Source organism: Stenotrophomonas sp. S4 (assembly GCF_054187805.2).
This window is the reverse complement of record NZ_CM196188.1, coordinates 4285674-4303109: the sequence shown is the minus strand read 5'-3', so window position 1 is coordinate 4303109 and position 17436 is coordinate 4285674. Positions and strand designations below refer to the sequence as shown.

Here is a 17436-nt window from a genome sequence, read left to right as displayed (position 1 = left end):
GCGTGCAGGGAACTGTCAGGGGCCGGGTGGGTAGGCGGGGCGGGGGTGTCCGCGGCATGGATGCCGCGGCCAAGCCCCCAGGGACGGGTTTACGGCGTCCCCCGACCCGCCTACCCACCCGGCCAAGCCGATAGACCGCCTTCCACGACCAACCAACAAAACCACCACGGAGGGGCTCCGCCGTTGGCCGGCCCGGCCGAAGGCCCGCCCTTCGCGCGATACAATGACCCCCATGAACACCCCACAGGATTCCAGCCTCGGTCGCGAGGTCAGTTACCCGTCGCAGTACGATCCCGGCCTGCTGTTCCCCATCCCGCGCATCGGCGCCCGCGCCGAGATCGGCCTCGATGACGCCGCGCTGCCGTTCGTCGGCCACGACCGCTGGCATGCCTTCGAGCTGAGCTGGCTCGACCCGCGTGGCAAGCCGCAGGTGGCCGTCGCCACCGTGCAGGTGCCGTGCACCTCGCCGCGGCTGATCGAGTCGAAGTCGTTCAAGCTGTACCTCAACTCCCTCAACAGCACCCGCATCGACAGCGCCGAGGCACTGCGCGAGCGTCTGGTGGCTGACCTGTCAGCCTGCGCCGGTGCGCCTGTCCAGGTCGAGTTCGGTCTGCCGGGCCTGCGCGAGACGCCGCTCGGTGAATCCGTCGACGGGCTGGATGTGGAGATCGACTGCTACGGTCCGCCGCAGGCGGACTTCCTCACCGCCGATGCGCATGAAGTGGTAGAGGAGACCCTGGTCTCGGCGCTGCTGAAGTCCAACTGCCCGGTCACCGGCCAGCCGGACTGGGCGACGGTCAGCCTGCGTTACCGCGGGCCGAAGATCGACCGTGCGGGCCTGCTGCGCTACCTGGTCAGCTACCGCGAGCACGCCGAGTTCCACGAGCAGTGCGTTGAGCGGATCTTCAGCGAAGTGTCCGCCCGCTGCCAGCCGCAGTGGCTGGAAGTGGAGGCCCGCTATACCCGCCGTGGTGGCCTGGATATCAATCCCTGGCGGGCCAGCCCCGGCATCGTTGCACCGGCTGCGACCTACCGCGAACTGCGGCAATAAATAACCGCCGCAGGCGGTTACGGGCAGTGCCGGCTGCTGGCCGGCAACTGCAGGGAACCCGCATCCAGGGCAAGGGCAGGCCGGCCAGCGGCCGGCACTACCGGGCACCGGCTCTCCCGATTGTTCAGCCGCCCCCGGGGGCGGCTTCACATCTGCACCATCCCCATTTAACAACCGCCATGGCAACGTGCGAACCACGTAGTCATGCAGACGGGAGTTGTGGATGAGTACCGAGAAGAAAGCCGATTTCTCCGGCGTCAGTGGCAGCGTCGACAGTACCGCCGAGCAGGTGCCGAAGGCGGACTTCTCAGGCGTAAGCGCTTCGGTGGACAGCACCGCCGACGTTGTGAGCGGCGGCACCTACACCGTGCAGAAGGGTGACTCGCTGTCGAAGATCGCCAAGCAGCATCTGGGCGACGCCAATGCCTGGAAGAAGATCTTCGAAGCCAACCGCGATGTGCTTGATGACCCGGACAAGATCTTCCCGGGCCAGACCCTGAAACTGCCGCCGAAGTAAGCCGGCGATCGAACGCCGTCCGACAATCCCTGGGAGGAACCCCGAATGATCAAGACCACCCCGCTCCAGACCGCCCTGATCGCCGCCCTGCTGGGCAGCGTTGCCCTGGTCGGTTGCAAGAAGAAGGAAGAGTCGACCGACAGCAACGCCGCACCGGCAGTTACTGCCCCGGCCGAGCCGGCGGCACCGGCCCCGATGACCGGCGCACCGCCGCCGATGGCCGAAGCCGCTGCAGTCAGCGTCTCGGCGGTCACCGTGGGCAAGACCGCAGCCGCCGACAAGTCGGTTGCGACGACAGCATTGTTCGCACCTAAGGATGACGTCATCGTCTCGGTCAAGACCGATGGCGCTGCCAACAACGTCACCGTTGGCGCGAAGCTGACCTACCAGGACGGCCAAGTGGCCGGCGAGCAGAACGCGACCCTGAACACCAGCGGCGCGGAAACCACCAACGTCACGTTCAAGAATGCAAAGGGCTGGCCGGCCGGCAAGTACCGCGCCGAGGTCACCGTCGATGGCAAGGCGGCTGGAACGCCGCAGGAGTTCGAGGTCAAGTAAGTCCTGCCGACTCTCTCCCGGCAGGGCTCACGATGGACGCAGCCGCGAGGCTGCGTCCTTTTTTATTGGGTGGCGGTTGGCCCCATCACGCATGGCGTGGATCTAGTCACAACCGGGCCGCGCTTCATCCACACCGGGCGTGGATGGATCACAGCGTTGCCGGCATGCAGTACCGCCGCGTATGGCGCGGCTTTGCCCCGCGCGGCTGAAAACGCGACAATGCAGGGGTTTCCCCGCCGCGCGCCCACCCTGACGGCGACGGGGGAAAGCGCGGGGCCCGGCCCCGCGCGCGACACGGTTGCACGTGGCCCGGCGTTGGCGCCGGCCTTCCCCTGAGCATCGCTACAGAGTCCAAGTCCCCCATGTCCAAGATCCTCTACACGCTGACCGACGAAGCACCGTTCCTGGCCACCCAGTCGCTGCTGCCGATCGTTGGTGCCTACACCGCCACTGCCGGCATCGTGGTGGAAACCCGTGATATCTCGCTGTCCGGCCGCATCCTGTCGCTGTTCCCGGAACTGCTCAGCGACGCGCAGAAGGTCAGCGACGACCTGGCCGAGCTGGGCCAGCTGGCGACCACCCCGGACGCCAACATCATCAAGCTGCCGAACATCTCCGCCTCGGTGCCGCAGCTGAAGGCGGCCATCAAGGAACTGCAGGACCAGGGCTATCCGCTGCCGGATTACCCGGAAACCCCGGCCGACGACCAGCAGCGCGACTACAAGGCGCGCTATGACAAGGTCAAGGGCAGTGCGGTGAACCCGGTGCTGCGCGAAGGCAACTCCGACCGCCGCGCACCGCTGTCGGTGAAGAACTATGCGCGCAAGCACCCGCACCGCATGGGCGCCTGGGCGTCGGATTCGAAGTCGCACGTCGCGCACATGGCCGCCGGTGATTTCTACGGCAGCGAAAAGTCGGCCACCCTGGCCAACGCCGGTGCGCTGAAGATCACCTTCCACGGCAAGGACGGCAGCACCGTCGTGCTGAAGGAAAAGACCGCAGTGAAGGCCGGCGAGATCGTCGATGCCGCGGTGATGAGCCGCAAGGCACTGGCCGCCTTCATCAGCGAGCAGATCGCCGATGCCAAGGCCCAGGGCGTGCTGTTCTCGCTGCACCTGAAGGCGACCATGATGAAGGTCTCCGACCCGATCATGTTCGGCGTGGCGGTCAACGAGTTCTACAAGGACGTGCTGGCCAAGCACGCCGACGTGCTCAAGCAGGCCGGTTTCGATGCCAACAACGGCATCGGTGACCTGGCCGCACGCCTGCCGTCGCTGCCCGAGGCCACCCGTGCGGCGATCGAAGCCGACCTGGCTGCCGAGTACGCGCAGCGTCCGGGCGTGGCCATGGTCAACTCGGACAAGGGCATCACCAACCTGCACGTGCCGAGCGACGTGATCGTCGATGCCTCGATGCCGGCGATGATCCGTGACTCCGGCAAGATGTGGAACGCCGAAGGCAAGCTGCAGGACACCAAGGCGGTCATTCCGGATCGCTGCTACGCCGGTGTGTACCAGGCCGTCATCGACGACTGCAAGGCGCACGGCGCTTTCGACCCGGCCACCATGGGTTCGGTGCCGAACGTCGGCCTGATGGCGCAGAAGGCCGAAGAGTACGGCTCGCACGACAAGACCTTCCAGATCGCTGCCGATGGCGTGGTCAAGGTCACCGACGATGCTGGCACCGTGGTGTTCGAGCACGCCGTGGAAGCCGGTGACATCTGGCGCATGTGCCAGACCAAGGACGCGCCGATCCAGGACTGGGTGAAGCTGGCCGTCGAACGCGCCCGCCTGAGCAGCACCCCGGCCGTGTTCTGGCTGGATGCCGCCCGCGCCCACGACGCGCAGGTCATCGCCAAGGTCGAGCACTACCTGAAGGACCACGACACCAACGGCCTGGACATCCGCATCCTGCCGCCGGTGGAAGCCACCGCATTCTCGCTGGACCGCATCCGCAAGGGCGAGGACACCATCTCGGTGACCGGCAACGTGCTGCGCGATTATCTGACCGACCTGTTCCCGATCATGGAGCTGGGCACCAGCGCCAAGATGCTGTCGATCGTGCCGCTGATGGCCGGCGGTGGCCTGTTCGAGACCGGCGCCGGTGGTTCGGCCCCGAAGCACGTGCAGCAGTTCGTCGAAGAGGACTACCTGCGTTGGGATTCGCTGGGCGAATTCCTGGCCCTGGCAGCGTCGCTGGAACACCTGGGCAACCGCTACGACAACGCCGCAGCCCGCGTGCTGGCCAAGGCGCTGGATGAGGCCAACGGCCAGTTCCTGGACAACGACAAGTCGCCGTCGCGCAAGCTGGGTGGCATCGACAACCGCGGCAGCCACTTCTACATCGCGCTGTACTGGGCCCAGGCCCTGGCCGCGCAGAATGAAGATGCCGCGCTGAAGGCACGCTTCGCCCCGCTGGCCAAGGCACTGACCGACAACGAGCAGAAGATCGTCGAAGAGCTGATCGCGGTGCAGGGCAAGGCGGTGGACATCGGCGGCTACTACCGCCCGGACGTGGCCAAGGCCAGCAAGGCGATGCGCCCGAGCGCGACCTTCAACGCCGCGCTGGAGCAGCTGCGCGGCTGATCCAGCGCCGCTCGGCCGTGACACCGGAACCCGCGCTTCGGCGCGGGTTTCTTTTTTTGCGGCCTTCGGGGTCAGATCCCTTTTGCATGGCAGAAGGGATCTGACCCCGAAGGATGAAACCGTGACATCCGTCGGCTGTCGGAATGCCGTCAAAGGGGCATGAAACTTGCCCGCGATGGCCGTCGCAGAACCGATAGGAGGCGGACTGCAGCCGCCCTCAATCTGAGCAGTCGATCACGACGGCCCTCGTCGGCAATGCCCTAGCCTTGGCGACGCGAGACCACCGGGGAGGTGGTCGCTCGGGGAACACGGATGGCACGCGTGCTGGTAGTGGGAACCGATATCCAGGGCGAGCAGGCCCTGCTGCAACGGTTGCGCCTGGCCTCGGCACTGCCGGATGGCCAGGTCCGCCGCAGCCAGGATCTGGACGATTGCGACCTGCTGGTCATCCGCGATACCCCGGCGCTGCGCAACGCCGCCCAGCGCATGCGGCAGCAACGACCGCGCCTGCAGTGCTGGATCGAGGACATCGGCGGCCAGCTGCGTGATGGCGACGGGCATCAGGACGTGCTTGATGACGGTGCCATCGGTCGCGCGCTGCGCCGCATGCAGTTGGCACCGGAGCCCCTGGCCATGCAGACACCTGCACCGATCCGCCTGGCAGATGGCGCGCACGCCATCACCCGCCTGCTGCGCGAGCGGCTGCCGCTGCGACAGGGCCAGGCACTGCTGGGTGATGCGGGTGAGCCTCTGCTGCTGATGGATCTGGAGCACGATCAGGCCGTGCTGTTGCAGGAGCCGGCTGCGGCGCTGGTGGAGCGCCTGGCCGATGCTTTTGAGCGCCTGCAGCTGGATGCGCTGACACCCGCGCGCCTGCAGGCCCTGGCCGGCGAGCGGCCACGCCAGCCGCTGCGGCCGCTGCTCTGGCAATGGGCGCAACGCAGCCGCCATTGGCAGGCGCTGGACGAGCGCCTGCGCGGCGCCTCGGTGAAGCTGCTGCGCTGGCCGGATTTCCGCGTGCTGGGCCATGACCACGATGGCTTCCGCCTGTGCTCATTGCTGCTCAAGCGCGCGTGCACGGTTGAAGAATGCGCGATGCTGCTCGAACTGCCGGCGGCGGCCGTTCGCGATTTCATCCATGCCGCCTACCTGTGTGGCTACGCGCAGCTGCAGGCCGCCCCGGCGGCGCCGATGATGGCGACAGGTGGCACCCGCACCGACAACGGATTGCTTGCCCGCCTGTGGCGGCACCTGCGCGGGAGCGAGCGCAATGCGTGAGCACAAGGTGGTCGTGCTGGGCGGCATGGGCAGCGGCAAGTCGACCCTGGTACGCAGCATCGCGGCTGGCGCGGTGGTCGACACGGATGTGGCCAACAGTGATCGCCTCGGCGCCGACAAGGCTTCCACCACCGTGGCGCTGGACTACGCAGACATCGACCTGCCCAACGGCGAACGCCTGCGGCTGTACGGAACACCCGGCCAGCAGCGTTTCGATTTCCTGTGGCCGATCCTGCTGCAGGGCGCGCGTGGCGCGGTGCTGCTGCTGGATGCGCGCCGCGCCGGCCTGGCCAGCGAGCTGGAAGGCTACCTGCAGGTGCTGCAGCCGTTCGCATCATCCCTGGCACTGGTCGTGGCGGTCACCCACCTGGACCAGGCGCCACAGGCCGCGCTGGATGACTGGGCCGCCCGTGCCTGCCTCGATGACCAGCCGCTGCCGCTGCTGGCCGTGGATGCCCGTGACCGCGAACAGGGACTGCTGCTGATGGATGTACTGATGAGCGAAATGGAAGCGCACGCACTGGTGGCTGCACATGGCTGACGGGCAGATGTCGGTACTGCCCGATGCCGGTCAGCGTGAGCGCCTGCAGCCCCTGCTGCAGGACCTGCAGCAGCGGGTCGAAGGCGTGCGCACGGTAGTGCTGGCCAGCGTCGATGGCTTTGCCCTGGTCAGCGCCGGCGCCGAAGGGCGCGGCGAACGGCTCGCGGCGATGACCAGCGCGATGCTGGCGCTGGCCGCGGCGGTCGGGCGTGAACTGGTACTGGGCGATCTGCAGACACTGATGCTGGAAGCGGCGGGCGGCAAGGTGCTGATGCTGGCGATCCAGGCCGAAGGGCGCGCACCGCTGCTGCTGATGGCGGCCTGCGACCAGCGCAGCGTGATCGGCCAGGTGCTGTGGCAGAGCAGGGAATGTGGCCAGGCGATCCTGGCCGAACTCGGCGGATCGTGAGCCCGGCCGCAGGGGAACGAGGGGCTCGAACCAACATCGACAAGAGGTGCGACGTGGCCGGATTGAATGAATCGTTGAACGCACTGATGGGCATCGACGGCGCGCAGGCAGTGGCGCTGGTCGACTATGAAAGCGGCATGCTGCTGGGCGAAGCCGGTGCCGGCATGGACATGGAAGTGGCCGCCGCCGGCAACACCGAAGTGATCCGCGCCAAGATGAAGACCGCCGCGTCGTTGAACCTCAACGACAGCATCGAGGACATCCTGATCTCGCTGGGCAAGGCGTACCACATCATGCGCCCGGTGGCGAAGAAGAAGGGCCTGTTCTTCTACATCGTGCTGGACCGTACCAAGTCCAACCTGGCATTGGCCCGGCGCAAGGTACAGGACGTGGAGGCTGAACTGGCGATCTGAGCCATCGGTTCCAGTAGAGCCGAGCCATGCTCGGCTGCTTTCAGCCGAAGCAGCCGAGCACGTTCGGCGCTGCTTTCACTGCGGTGGAAGCAGCAGCGTGGTCACGAACGAAAGCGCTTTGTTGTCGCGCTTGGCGAAGTACGCCGGCGCCTTCTCAGGCAACCACACTTCGTTGAAGTGGCGGCGGAAGTCTTCGTAGAGCTCGTTGGGATACAGCTTGGCCTGCACCGTGCGCCCATCCGGGTAGGAGTGGTCATACGTGGGCAGTGCATCGGTGTTGATACCCCGATGATCCCTCAGCCATTTGCAGAACAGGCGGCCTTCGGAGATGTCCGGCACCAGCTCCTGCGGGAGCGTGTAGCCTGCCTGCTCGAGCGGCGCGATCAGGTTCAGGGTCAGCTCGTTGAGCATCGAAAAGTGGGTATAGGGCACCTTGGCGCGGTTCTGCATGTAGCGGTCGATGTGCGCTGGCATCACCGCGTTGGCGCGACCCTGCTGCCATTCCACCACCCACTGCGAGACCTTCACTGAGAACTTGCGCGACAGCCACTGGCCGAGGTGGATGGCGAGGTACGGGTGGATCCAGGTGCCCTGCATCGCCGGGTTTCCACCGGATACCACGTGGATCAGCTCATTCTCGGACAGCTTCGTCTGCGCCATGAGCTCCTGCAGGAACTCCTCCGTCGATTTCAACGCCCGGTAATCGGACCAGCGCTTGCCGACGGACTGGCAGAGGGCGGTGGCGCTGATGTAGCCGTCGCGGGCGCGCTGGGGGATTACGTTGCCTTCCTCCACGCGTGGAATAAAGGTCATTTGCTGCATGCGTCACCTCGTGCCGTTGTTGGGCCTGAAAGGGTAGGCAGCGGGGAGGCATCGGGTCTGTAGGAATCGTTGCGTTTGTCGCGGCACGCAGTGGCCCTACACAAGCCACCCCACGCCAGCGTATGGTGAAGCCGGTCCTCCCGGGTGAGTCCTGCATGTCCGAGCCTGACATCGCTGCCGAGCTGGCGTCGCGCATCGCCTGCGCCATCCACGCCGGCTTCGAGCAGTATCACGCCCGCTTTGCGGCGATCACCGCCCGTGCGCGGCAGCGCTTCGAGCAGCGCGACTGGGCGGGCGCGCGCCAGGATGCAGTCGAACGCATCGCGTTGTACGACCTGTGCATCGCCGAACAGATGGATGCGCTGCGGCGTCTCGCCGGCGAAGCGATCGGGGAGCGCGCGCTGTGGCTGCAGGTGCATGCGCGCTACAGCGCACTGCTGCGGGGGCTGATCGACGCCGAACTGTACAAGACCTTCTACAACACGCTGTCGCGGCGCTTGTTCTCCACCCGTGGCGTGGACCCGGAACTGGAGTTCATCGCCTTCGATGTCGAGCCATCCGATGCGATCACCCACCCGGTCGCACGGCATACCTATGCGGTCTCGCCGACGCGGCCGGTGGAGGCCCTGCAGCGTGTGCTGGCCGATTACCGCTTCGACATTCCCTATGCGCACCAGCTGCGCTGCGCGGCGGCCATCGCCGTGCGCCTGCAGGATGATCTGGCCCACTGGGGCGATACGCCGGTGCGCAGCATCGAGCTGCTCGACACCGTGTTCTATCGCGAGCGCCGCGCCTATCTGGTGGGGCGCGTGTTCGGCGAGCACCGCTTCTCACCGTGCGTGATTGCCCTGGTCAACGATGGCCAGGGCCTGCGTGCCGATGCGGTGCTGACCCGGCGCCGCGACGTCGCCCACCTGTTCGGCGTGTCGCGCAGTTATTTCCAGGCCGACCTTGCCACGGTCGGCGATGCGGTGGTGTTCCTGCGCAGCCTGCTGCCAGGCAAGCCCATCGATGAGATCTACACCGTTCTGGGCCGGGCCAAGCAGGGCAAGACCGAGCGCTACCGGACCTTCTTCCGCCACTTCAACGAACATCCGCAGGAGCGGCTGGTGCCCGCCGAAGGTACGCCGGGCATGGTCATGGCGGTGTTCACCCTGCCCAGCTATCCGCTGGTGTTCAAGCTGATCCGCGACCGCTTCGCCTGGCCCAAGGCGATGTCGCGGCAGCAGGTGGAAGAGAAGTACGCGCTGGTGTTCAATCTCGACCGGGTCGGCCGCCTGCTGGATGCGCAGCCGTACCGCCATCTGCGTTTCCCACGCGACCGCTTCGCACCGGCCTTGCTGGAAGAGCTGCTCGAGCAGTGCGCGCAGAGCGTGCGCGTCGATGGCGACCAGGTGGAAGTCGCACTGTGCTACGTGCAGCGTCGCTTCCGTCCATTGAACCTGTACCTGCGCGAGCAGGGCGGCGAGGCGGTGCGCGCGGCGGTACTCGACTACGCGCAGGCGATCACCGACATGGCGCGCAACAACATCTTCCCCGGCGACATGCTGCCGAAGAACTTCGGCGTATCGCGGCATGGTCGGGCCGTGTTCTACGACTATGACGAGCTGTGCCTGGTCAGCGACTGCGTGTTCCGCGCCTGGCCGCAGCCGCGTACGCCGGAGGAAGCCATGGCCGACGAACCCTGGTTCCATGTCGGGCCACGCGATGTGTTTCCCGAGCGTTTCGGCCCGTTCATGGGCCTGCCGGCGGGCGAGCTGTCCGCGGTGCGCGAACATTATCGGCACCTGTTCGATCCCGCGTGGTGGCAGGGCCTGCAGGCGCGCTTCGCCGGCGGTGACTATCCGGATACGCCGCCCTACGCGGTGGCCCATCGCCTGGCCTGAACGGATTGGCGTGAACCGCCTGCCGGTCCCGTCCAGACTGGGGTACGCTCTGGGTTCACCTCATCACCATGGATCCGGCAATGATGCGCTCCCCCCTGTTCCTTGCCCTGGCCCTGGCGTTTACCGCCGGCGCTCCCCTGCTGCCGGCCGATGCCGTTGCCCAGAACGCGCGCGCCGTGCGCGCCACTGCCGAGATGAGCATGGCGCTGTCGGGCAGTATCGATGTGGCGGCCGACGGATCGGTCAGCAAGCTGACCCTGGACCAGCAGGCGATGCTCGCACCGGGCATCGCATCGTTCGTGGAAGGCACTATCCGTGGCTGGCAGTTCGAGCCGACGCTGCGCGACGGCAAGCCGGTGGCCACCCACGCGCCGCTGCGGGTACGCCTGCGTGGCAAGGAGCAGGACGACGGCAACTACCAGATCAGCATGACCAGTGTCGATTTCAGTGAATATGATCCGAAGGCTACCGATTCGGTCACCCGGAAGAACATGCCGCCACCGCGCTACCCCGAGGATGCCTTCCGCAATGGTGGGCAGGGTGACGTGCTGCTGCTGGTCCAGGTAGCGCGCGACGGCACCGTCGCCGATGTCGTTGCCGAACAGGTGAACATGACGGTGGTCGCACCGGAACGGACCATGTCCAAGATGCGCGACATCCTCGCCAAGGCCAGTATCAGTGCGGCCCGCAAGTGGACCTTCGTGCCGCCGACCACCGGCGAGGACAGTACGCGTGACTCCTGGACCGTGCGCGTGCCGGTCACCTTCGCCCTGAACAACAGCGACAACGGCCAGCCGGAACGCTATGGCCGCTGGCGTGCCTTCATCCCCGGCCCGCGCCAGGCCGCACCGTGGCGCAAGCCGGACGCTGCCGAGCAGGTGGGCAGTGATCTGCTGCCCGCCGGCGGCGTGTACATGGTCGATGGCACCCAGCGCGGCCTGCGCCTGCTGACGCCGCTGGCCCAGCGCTGAGCCCGGCGCGGTGAGGCGGTTGGCCAGGCCGGCCGCTTCTCAGTCCGCGTACGGGTAGACCACTACCCGGTTGCGGCCCTGTTCCTTGGCCATGTACAGGGCCTTGTCGGCCAGCCGCAGCGCCTGCTCGGCATCGACATGGAAGCTGGGGAAGTGGGCCACGCCCAGCGACACGGTGATGGTGCCCACCGGCTCGAATGGATGATCGGCGATGTGCTGGCGCAGGCGCTCGCCGGCCTGGCGTGCCGAGTCGGTACTGATGCCCGGCAACAGCAGCAGGAACTCCTCGCCACCGGCGCGGCAGAGGATGTCGCTGTCGCGCGAGTAGCGGCGCATCTGGTCGGCGATATGGACGATGGCGGCATCGCCGACGTCATGGCCGTGGCTGTCGTTGATCGATTTGAAGCGATCGATGTCCAGCGCCAGGATCGCGAACGGGATGCCCTGCACCTGCAGCGCATCCAGCGCCTGCTGCAGGCCGCGGCGATTGAGCAGGCCGGTCAGCGGATCGGTGCGGTTGGCGCGGTTGAGCGTACCGATGCGGTCCTGCAGGGCGTTGAAGCTGTGCAGGACCGCCTGCTTCAGCTGGGCAACCTCGAAGTACCACGCACGGATGCCGCTGACGTGGTTGATCGCGTTGCCGGTGTCCTCGCCGCCCTGTACGTTGCGCGCCAGCTGCCACAGCGGCATCGAGATGCGCCGGGCGAACCACCAGGTGATCAGCAGTGACAGCAGGCCGAGCGGGATCGCGTTCCAGATCACCGCAGTCATCAACCGCGACAACGGCTGCAACGTGGCCTCGGTCGGCCGCTGGGCGATGATGCCCCAGCCGGTGGCCGGTACCGGCGCATAACCGGCCAGCATCGACACGCCCAGATTGTTGCGGACCTGCTGCGCGCCGCGTTCGCCGCGCACCACCGCCTTCACCGCCGGGTTGCCGACCACGTAGTCGCCGACCCGCTTGCCGTCGGCGTGGTACAGCAGGCGGCCATGGCGGTCGACCACGTACAGGTAGGAGCCGTCGCGATAGTAGTGCTTGCCCAGCAGCGTATGCAGCGCGCTGCGCTGGCGCAGGTACAGGGTGCCGCTGACGTAGCCGCGATAGCGGCCCTGGCGGTCGAAGATCGGGTGCGACAGCGAGACCAGCAGCTTGCCCGTGGCCGACTGGTAGGGATCGCTGATCATCGGCTGGCGCGCGGCCAGTGCGGCGTTGTTGCCGACGCTGTGCAGGATCTCGCCCTGCAGCTGCAGGGTCTGCGGCGAGGTGGCGATCACCAGGCCGTCGGCGTCGACCACCAGCGAGGAGTTGAAGCTGTTGGTCTGCAGCTGCAGGCGGCTGGCTTCATCCTGGGCCTGCTTCGGATCCAGGTCGCTCTGGCCGAGCCGGGTGGCGGCGTAGGCCAGCTCCTGCTGTGCGGCCAGCAGGAAGTTCTGGGTGGTCTCGGCCAGCTTGGTGGCATAGACGCGGTTGGCTTCCAGGGTATTGCCGACCAGCTGGTCGCGCTGCACGCGGTAGCTGGCCAGCAGGGTGTTGGCCAGGGCGATGATGGCGCTGAGCAGGGCCAGGGCGAGGATCAGCTTGCCCAGGTTGAGGCGGGGGGACAGCGTTCGCATGCGTCGACGGATCCGGCAGGAGGCTGGACCCGACCGGTTCTCCGGAAGGGGCGACAGCGGGAATCGGTGGCCACGCCCGCAGGGCCGGGCAGGGTATCGGGCGAATTATCGCCAAAAGTCGGCGGCGGCAAAGTGAAGTGGGTCGCCCTGCAGGCAAAAAAAAACCTGCCGCAGCGAGCGGCAGGTTCTTTTCGATGCAATGCCGTGGATCAGCGCTTCATCGAACCGAAGAACTCGTCGTTGGACTTGGTGTTCTTCATCTTGTCCAGCAGGAACTCCATCGCGGCCATTTCATCCATCGGATGCAGCAGCTTGCGCAGGATCCAGATCTTCTGCAGCAGCTCCGGCTCGATCAGCAGGTCTTCGCGGCGGGTGCCGGAACGGTTGATGTCGATGGCCGGGAACACGCGCTTTTCAGCGATACGACGGCTCAGGTGCACTTCGCTGTTGCCGGTGCCCTTGAACTCTTCGTAGATCACCTCGTCCATCTTCGAGCCGGTGTCGACCAGCGCGGTGGCGATGATGGTCAGGCTGCCGCCTTCTTCCACGTTGCGCGCGGCACCGAAGAAGCGCTTCGGGCGGTGCAGGGCGTTGGCGTCCACACCACCGGTCAGCACCTTGCCCGAGCTCGGCACCACGTTGTTGTAGGCGCGGGCCAGGCGGGTGATCGAGTCCAGCAGGATCACCACGTCCTTCTTGTGCTCGACCAGGCGCTTGGCGCGCTCGATGACCATTTCGGCCACCTGCACGTGGCGCGCGGCGGGCTCGTCGAAGGTCGAGCTGATGACCTCGCCGCGCACGGTGCGCTGCATTTCGGTCACTTCTTCCGGGCGCTCATCGATCAGCAGCACGATCAGGTGCACGTCCGGGTGGTTGGTGGTGATGGCCGTGGCGACCTGCTGCATCATCATCGTCTTGCCGGCCTTCGGCTGGGACACGATGAGCGAACGCTGGCCCTTGCCCTGCGGCGCCATCAGATCGAGGATGCGGCCGGTGATGTCTTCCGACGAACCGTTGCCACGCTCCAGGGTGAAGCGGCGGCGCGGGAACAGCGCGGTCAGGTTCTCGAACAGCACCTTGTTCTTCGACGCTTCGATCGGCTCGCCGTTGATGGTGTCGACGATGTTCAGCGCGAAGTAGCGCTCGCCGTCCTTCGGGAAGCGGATGCGGCCGGAGATGTGGTCGCCGGTGCGCAGGTTGAAGCGGCGGATCTGGCTGGGCGAGATGTAGGTGTCGTCCGGGCCGGCCAGGTAGCTGGCTTCGGCCGCGCGCAGGAAGCCGAAGCCGTCCGGCAGGATTTCCAGCACGCCATCGGCGGCGACGCCGTCGCCGTGGCGGGTCAGCACCTTCAGCAGGGCGAAGATCACGTCCTGCTTGCGGGCGCGGGCCACGCCTTCGGAGATCTGCAGCTGCTCGGCGATTTCCAGCAGCTTCTGTGCCGGCATGCGCTTGAGGTCGCTCAGCGAGTAGACCGGGAAGCCTTCCGGCACGTTGGCGTGCGGGCGCGGCACGAAGGGCTGCTGCTCGCCGCCGTCCTGCGGCATGCCGTCATCACGGCCACCGCGGTTGCGGTCACGGTCGCGACGATTGCGGAAACGGTCGCGGCGATTGCCCTGGCCCTGCTGGCCGTTCTGGTTGTAGGGGTTGTTGTTCTGACCCTGGCCCTGGTTCTGGCCACCGCCCTGGTGGTTCTGCTGGCGCTGTCCGGATTCGCGGCCTTCGCCACCCTCACCGCCGCCGGAGGCGGGGGTTTCAGTGGCAGGCGCGCTCGGCGCGGGGGCGGCTGCAGCCGGTGCCGGCGCTTCGGGCGCGGCTGCCAGCGGCAGGGTCGGTTGCGCCGGAACGGCGCTGGTTTCGGCGGCTGCCGGAGCGGCGGCCTTGCTCACGCGGGGCTTGCGCACGCGCTTTTCGGCGGGCGCATCGGCGCTGCCGGTTTCGGAAGTGTTATCGGACAAGAGCGTTATTCCTCGCTTGAAGGTGCGAGCGCCCGGCTGGGGCGGCGAACGTTGGGAATGGGTCTGGAAGAAACTGCGTCCAGAGGGTGCGGCACGCGAACGCGGCCGGATATGCCGACACTATCATCGGCCTGCGGCGGCTTGCAAGGGTCGCCGGGAACAGCATTCATGATGGACGCTGGGCGCCCGCCGGCAGCCGCGGGCGGCGGCTGCCGGGAACAACGGGATCAGGCCAGGGCCTTGTCCAGCAGGCCGGCCAGCTGGGCCTTGCCCACCGCACCGATCTGCTCGCCGACCTTCTCGCCGTCCTTGAACACGACCAGGTACGGAATCGAACGCACGTGGTACTTGGCGGCCAGCGCGCGGTTGTGGTCGACGTTGACCTTGGCGATCTTGGCGCGGCCCTGGTAGGCATCGGCCAGTTCGTCCAGCGCCGGGGCGATCATCTTGCAGGGGCCACACCACTCGGCCCAGAAATCGACCAGCACCGGTTCCTTGGAGTTCAGCACTGCGCTATCAAAGTCGGCGTCGCCGACATGTACAACCTTGTCGCTCATCTTGGTTTCTCGTCTTGGATTGCACCCGGCCATGCCGGAGGTGGGTGAACTGGGCCATGCCCGGTGGCGCGACCCTCGTCGTTGCCTCGCGGCGCACTGCCGCGGTGCGTTCGGCGGGATGCCTGGACGCTCACGGCCGGCAGTGTACCCCTATCGCAGGGCAGGGACAGGCGCCGGCTGGAACCCAGCGTATCGTGATCGCTTCGATGGCCGGTATGTGTCGGATTTCACTGTCTTCCTGTACATGGGGCTGGCAGTGGGCAACACCAGCGACCCCGGGCAGGCCGTTCAAGTCCGGCGTGGCTGGGTGAAGGGCGCCGTCTCTTGACTTTATGAGACGGGTCATTCCGGTTTGCCTGCCCGAGTGCGTTAAACTGGGGCATTGTGCGGCGCGCGGACCGGGTGGTCCCAGCCTGCCAACCCGCCGCAGGGGCCGCAGTTTGCGACGGTGCCCCTAGACGATGAAGTGCCAGCCGCCCCACGGGCCGGCGGCCATACCAAGACGGACTCATGAGCGACAAACCGCTGACCGATTTGACCTTCTCCTCCTTCGAGCTGCATCCGGCCCTGCAGGCCGGCCTTGAAGGAGCCGGATTCACCCGCTGCACCCCGATCCAGGCGCTGACCCTGCCGGTCGCGCTGCCCGGTGGTGATGTTGCCGGCCAGGCCCAGACCGGCACCGGCAAGACCCTGGCCTTCCTGGTCGCTGTCGTGAACCGCCTGCTGACCCGCCCGGCCCTGGCCGACCGCAAGCTGGAAGATCCGCGCGCGCTGATCCTTGCCCCGACCCGCGAACTGGCCATCCAGATCCACAAGGATGCGGTGAAGTTCGGTTCCGACCTGGGCCTGCGTTTCGCGCTGGTCTACGGCGGCGTGGATTACGACAAGCAGCGCGAGCTGCTGCAGCAGGGCGTGGACGTGATCATCGCCACCCCGGGCCGCCTGATCGACTACGTCAAGCAGCACAAGGTGGTTTCGCTGCACGCCTGCGAGATCTGCGTGCTGGACGAAGCCGACCGCATGTTCGATCTGGGCTTCATCAAGGACATCCGCTTCCTGCTGCGCCGCATGCCGGAACGCACCATCCGCCAGACCCTGCTGTTCAGCGCCACCCTCAGCCATCGCGTGCTGGAGCTGGCCTACGAGCACATGAACGAGCCGCAGAAGCTGGTGGTCGAAGCCGAGACCATCACCGCTGCCCGCGTGCGCCAGCGCATCTACTTCCCGGCCGACGACGAGAAGATCCCGCTGCTGCTGGGCCTGCTGTCGCGCAGCGAAGGCGCGCGCACCATGGTGTTCGTCAATACCAAGGTGTTCGTCGAGCGCGTCGCCCGTTCGCTGGAAAAGGCCGGCTACCGCGTCGGCGTGCTGTCCGGCGACGTGCCGCAGAAGAAGCGCGAGAGCCTGCTCAACCGCTTCCAGAAGGGCCAGCTGGAGATCCTGGTGGCCACCGACGTCGCCGCGCGCGGCCTGCATATCGACGGCATCAAGTACGTCTACAACTACGACCTGCCGTTCGACGCCGAAGATTACGTGCACCGCATCGGTCGTACCGCGCGCCTGGGCGAAGAGGGTGATGCGATCAGCTTCGCCTGCGAACGCTACGCCATGGGCCTGCCGGACATCGAGGCCTACATCGAGCAGAAGATCCCGTCCGAGCCGGTCACCAAGGAACTGCTGACCCCGCTGCCGCGCCCGGAACGCCCGGCCCCGGCCGCTGGCGAGGAAGGTGAGGAGAACGAGAGCGTCGGCCAGATCTTCCGTGAAGCGCGCGAAGCCCGTGCCGCCGAAGAAGAGCGTCGTGGTGGTGGTCGCAGTGGTGGCCGCTCCGGCGGCGGCCGTGGCGAGCGTCGCGACGGTGAGCGCAGCGGCGAGCGCCGTTCGCGTGGCCCGCGCAAGCCGCGCGTGGAAGGCGAGCAGGCCGCAGCTGCCCCGGCCGAAGGTGCCGAAGCCGCTGTCGCCCAGGCCCCGCGTCCGCCGCGCCCGCCGCGTGCCGAGGGGGCACCGGAAGGTGCCGTGGATGGCGAGCGCAAGCCGCGCAAGCGCCGTCGTCGTCGCCACGGCCGTCCGGTCGAGGGTGGCGAGGGCGTGCAGGCCAACGCCGGCAACGGCGCCAGCCCGGTGACCCCGGTGCAGGTGGTGGCCAAGCCGGTGCGTACGGCCGCCGATACCGGCGATTCGTTCCTGACCCGCATCGGCCGCAAGATCCGCCGGATGCTGTCGGGCAACTAAGCCGCCGATGGTGGGTGCGGACCTTGATCCGCACTGCCCCATGGGGT

General features: G+C 67.1%; 15 protein-coding genes. 11 read left to right on the top strand and 4 right to left on the bottom strand.

The window, feature by feature from the left end; genetic code table 11:
• The first annotated feature begins 232 nt into the window (after positions 1–232).
• The 8 genes from queF (at position 233) to ACUZUJ_RS19995 (ending at position 7352) form a co-directional block, all read left to right on the top strand.
• On the top strand, positions 233–1051 hold the full coding sequence (gene queF, locus ACUZUJ_RS20030) for an NADPH-dependent 7-cyano-7-deazaguanine reductase QueF (RefSeq protein WP_049447282.1): 819 nt from the start codon (positions 233–235) through the stop codon (positions 1049–1051).
• A 223-nt stretch (positions 1052–1274) separates the two neighbouring features.
• On the top strand, positions 1275–1568 hold the full coding sequence (locus ACUZUJ_RS20025) for a LysM peptidoglycan-binding domain-containing protein (protein ID WP_005419771.1): 294 nt from the start codon (positions 1275–1277) through the stop codon (positions 1566–1568).
• A 45-nt stretch (positions 1569–1613) separates the two neighbouring features.
• The gene (locus ACUZUJ_RS20020) at positions 1614–2126 is read left to right on the top strand and encodes a hypothetical protein (protein ID WP_119006835.1); all 513 of its coding nucleotides are present in this window, start codon (positions 1614–1616) and stop codon (positions 2124–2126) included.
• A gap of 362 nt (positions 2127–2488) precedes the next feature.
• Positions 2489–4711, top strand: a complete 2223-nt coding sequence (locus ACUZUJ_RS20015) for an NADP-dependent isocitrate dehydrogenase (RefSeq protein ID WP_458220605.1) — start codon at positions 2489–2491, stop codon at positions 4709–4711.
• A gap of 312 nt (positions 4712–5023) precedes the next feature.
• Complete coding sequence (locus tag ACUZUJ_RS20010; protein WP_014038713.1) at positions 5024–5989, top strand: hypothetical protein; 966 nt, start codon at positions 5024–5026, stop codon at positions 5987–5989.
• Positions 5982–6530: a GTP-binding protein gene (locus ACUZUJ_RS20005; RefSeq protein WP_075676018.1), complete on the top strand. Its 549-nt coding sequence runs from the start codon at positions 5982–5984 to the stop codon at positions 6528–6530. Before ACUZUJ_RS20010 ends, ACUZUJ_RS20005 begins: the two co-directional genes overlap by 8 nt.
• Positions 6523–6939 (top strand): roadblock/LC7 domain-containing protein, encoded by a 417-nt coding sequence (locus ACUZUJ_RS20000; RefSeq protein WP_101766183.1) that lies wholly within the window; start codon positions 6523–6525, stop codon positions 6937–6939. The genes ACUZUJ_RS20005 and ACUZUJ_RS20000 overlap by 8 nt, the downstream gene beginning before the upstream one ends.
• Before the next feature lie 53 nt (positions 6940–6992).
• Positions 6993–7352, top strand: a complete 360-nt coding sequence (locus tag ACUZUJ_RS19995; protein ID WP_005419760.1) for a hypothetical protein — start codon at positions 6993–6995, stop codon at positions 7350–7352.
• A 75-nt stretch (positions 7353–7427) separates the two neighbouring features.
• Here the strand turns inward: ACUZUJ_RS19995 and ACUZUJ_RS19990 are convergent, their stop codons facing one another.
• On the bottom strand, positions 7428–8174 hold the full coding sequence (locus tag ACUZUJ_RS19990) for a KilA-N domain-containing protein (RefSeq protein WP_135966490.1): 747 nt from the start codon (positions 8172–8174) through the stop codon (positions 7428–7430).
• Between the two features lie 155 nt (positions 8175–8329).
• Here ACUZUJ_RS19990 and aceK point away from each other — a divergent pair, with 155 nt between their 5' ends.
• Both aceK and ACUZUJ_RS19980 read left to right on the top strand, forming a co-directional pair.
• Positions 8330–10060: a bifunctional isocitrate dehydrogenase kinase/phosphatase gene (aceK, locus tag ACUZUJ_RS19985; protein ID WP_101766181.1), complete on the top strand. Its 1731-nt coding sequence runs from the start codon at positions 8330–8332 to the stop codon at positions 10058–10060.
• Positions 10061–10140: 80 nt separating this feature from the next.
• On the top strand, positions 10141–11031 hold the full coding sequence (locus ACUZUJ_RS19980; protein WP_049447295.1) for an energy transducer TonB: 891 nt from the start codon (positions 10141–10143) through the stop codon (positions 11029–11031).
• Between the two features lie 39 nt (positions 11032–11070).
• On the opposite strand, the gene ACUZUJ_RS19975 is transcribed toward ACUZUJ_RS19980, so the two are convergent.
• From ACUZUJ_RS19975 to trxA, 3 genes are all read right to left on the bottom strand, one after another.
• Entirely contained in the window at positions 11071–12645 is a 1575-nt protein-coding gene (locus ACUZUJ_RS19975) for a sensor domain-containing diguanylate cyclase (RefSeq protein ID WP_075676022.1), read from the bottom strand.
• A gap of 209 nt (positions 12646–12854) precedes the next feature.
• Positions 12855–14600, bottom strand: a complete 1746-nt coding sequence (gene rho / locus ACUZUJ_RS19970) for a transcription termination factor Rho (protein ID WP_101766179.1) — start codon at positions 14598–14600, stop codon at positions 12855–12857.
• 227 nt (positions 14601–14827) lie between these two features.
• Entirely contained in the window at positions 14828–15157 is a 330-nt protein-coding gene (gene trxA / locus ACUZUJ_RS19965) for a thioredoxin (RefSeq protein WP_005411275.1), read from the bottom strand.
• A 510-nt stretch (positions 15158–15667) separates the two neighbouring features.
• Between trxA and rhlB the strand changes: the two genes are divergently transcribed.
• Positions 15668–17389 (top strand): ATP-dependent RNA helicase RhlB, encoded by a 1722-nt coding sequence (gene rhlB, locus ACUZUJ_RS19960; protein WP_458220604.1) that lies wholly within the window; start codon positions 15668–15670, stop codon positions 17387–17389.
• Positions 17390–17436: the final 47 nt, after the last annotated feature.

Excerpts from the sequence above, each read along its gene's own strand:
- queF (WP_049447282.1), top strand. The coding sequence starts at position 233 with ATGAACACCCCACAGGATTCCAGCCTCGGTCGCGAGGTCAGTTACCCG.
- ACUZUJ_RS20025 (WP_005419771.1), top strand. The coding sequence starts at position 1,275 with ATGAGTACCGAGAAGAAAGCCGATTTCTCCGGCGTCAGTGGCAGCGTC.
- ACUZUJ_RS20020 (WP_119006835.1), top strand. The coding sequence starts at position 1,614 with ATGATCAAGACCACCCCGCTCCAGACCGCCCTGATCGCCGCCCTGCTG.
- ACUZUJ_RS20015 (WP_458220605.1), top strand. The coding sequence starts at position 2,489 with ATGTCCAAGATCCTCTACACGCTGACCGACGAAGCACCGTTCCTGGCC.
- ACUZUJ_RS20010 (WP_014038713.1), top strand. The coding sequence starts at position 5,024 with ATGGCACGCGTGCTGGTAGTGGGAACCGATATCCAGGGCGAGCAGGCC.
- ACUZUJ_RS20005 (WP_075676018.1), top strand. The coding sequence starts at position 5,982 with ATGCGTGAGCACAAGGTGGTCGTGCTGGGCGGCATGGGCAGCGGCAAG.
- ACUZUJ_RS20000 (WP_101766183.1), top strand. The coding sequence starts at position 6,523 with ATGGCTGACGGGCAGATGTCGGTACTGCCCGATGCCGGTCAGCGTGAG.
- ACUZUJ_RS19990 (WP_135966490.1), bottom strand. The coding sequence starts at position 8,174 with ATGCAGCAAATGACCTTTATTCCACGCGTGGAGGAAGGCAACGTAATC.
- aceK (WP_101766181.1), top strand. The coding sequence starts at position 8,330 with ATGTCCGAGCCTGACATCGCTGCCGAGCTGGCGTCGCGCATCGCCTGC.
- ACUZUJ_RS19980 (WP_049447295.1), top strand. The coding sequence starts at position 10,141 with ATGATGCGCTCCCCCCTGTTCCTTGCCCTGGCCCTGGCGTTTACCGCC.
- ACUZUJ_RS19975 (WP_075676022.1), bottom strand. The coding sequence starts at position 12,645 with ATGCGAACGCTGTCCCCCCGCCTCAACCTGGGCAAGCTGATCCTCGCC.
- trxA (WP_005411275.1), bottom strand. The coding sequence starts at position 15,157 with ATGAGCGACAAGGTTGTACATGTCGGCGACGCCGACTTTGATAGCGCA.
- rhlB (WP_458220604.1), top strand. The coding sequence starts at position 15,668 with ATGAGCGACAAACCGCTGACCGATTTGACCTTCTCCTCCTTCGAGCTG.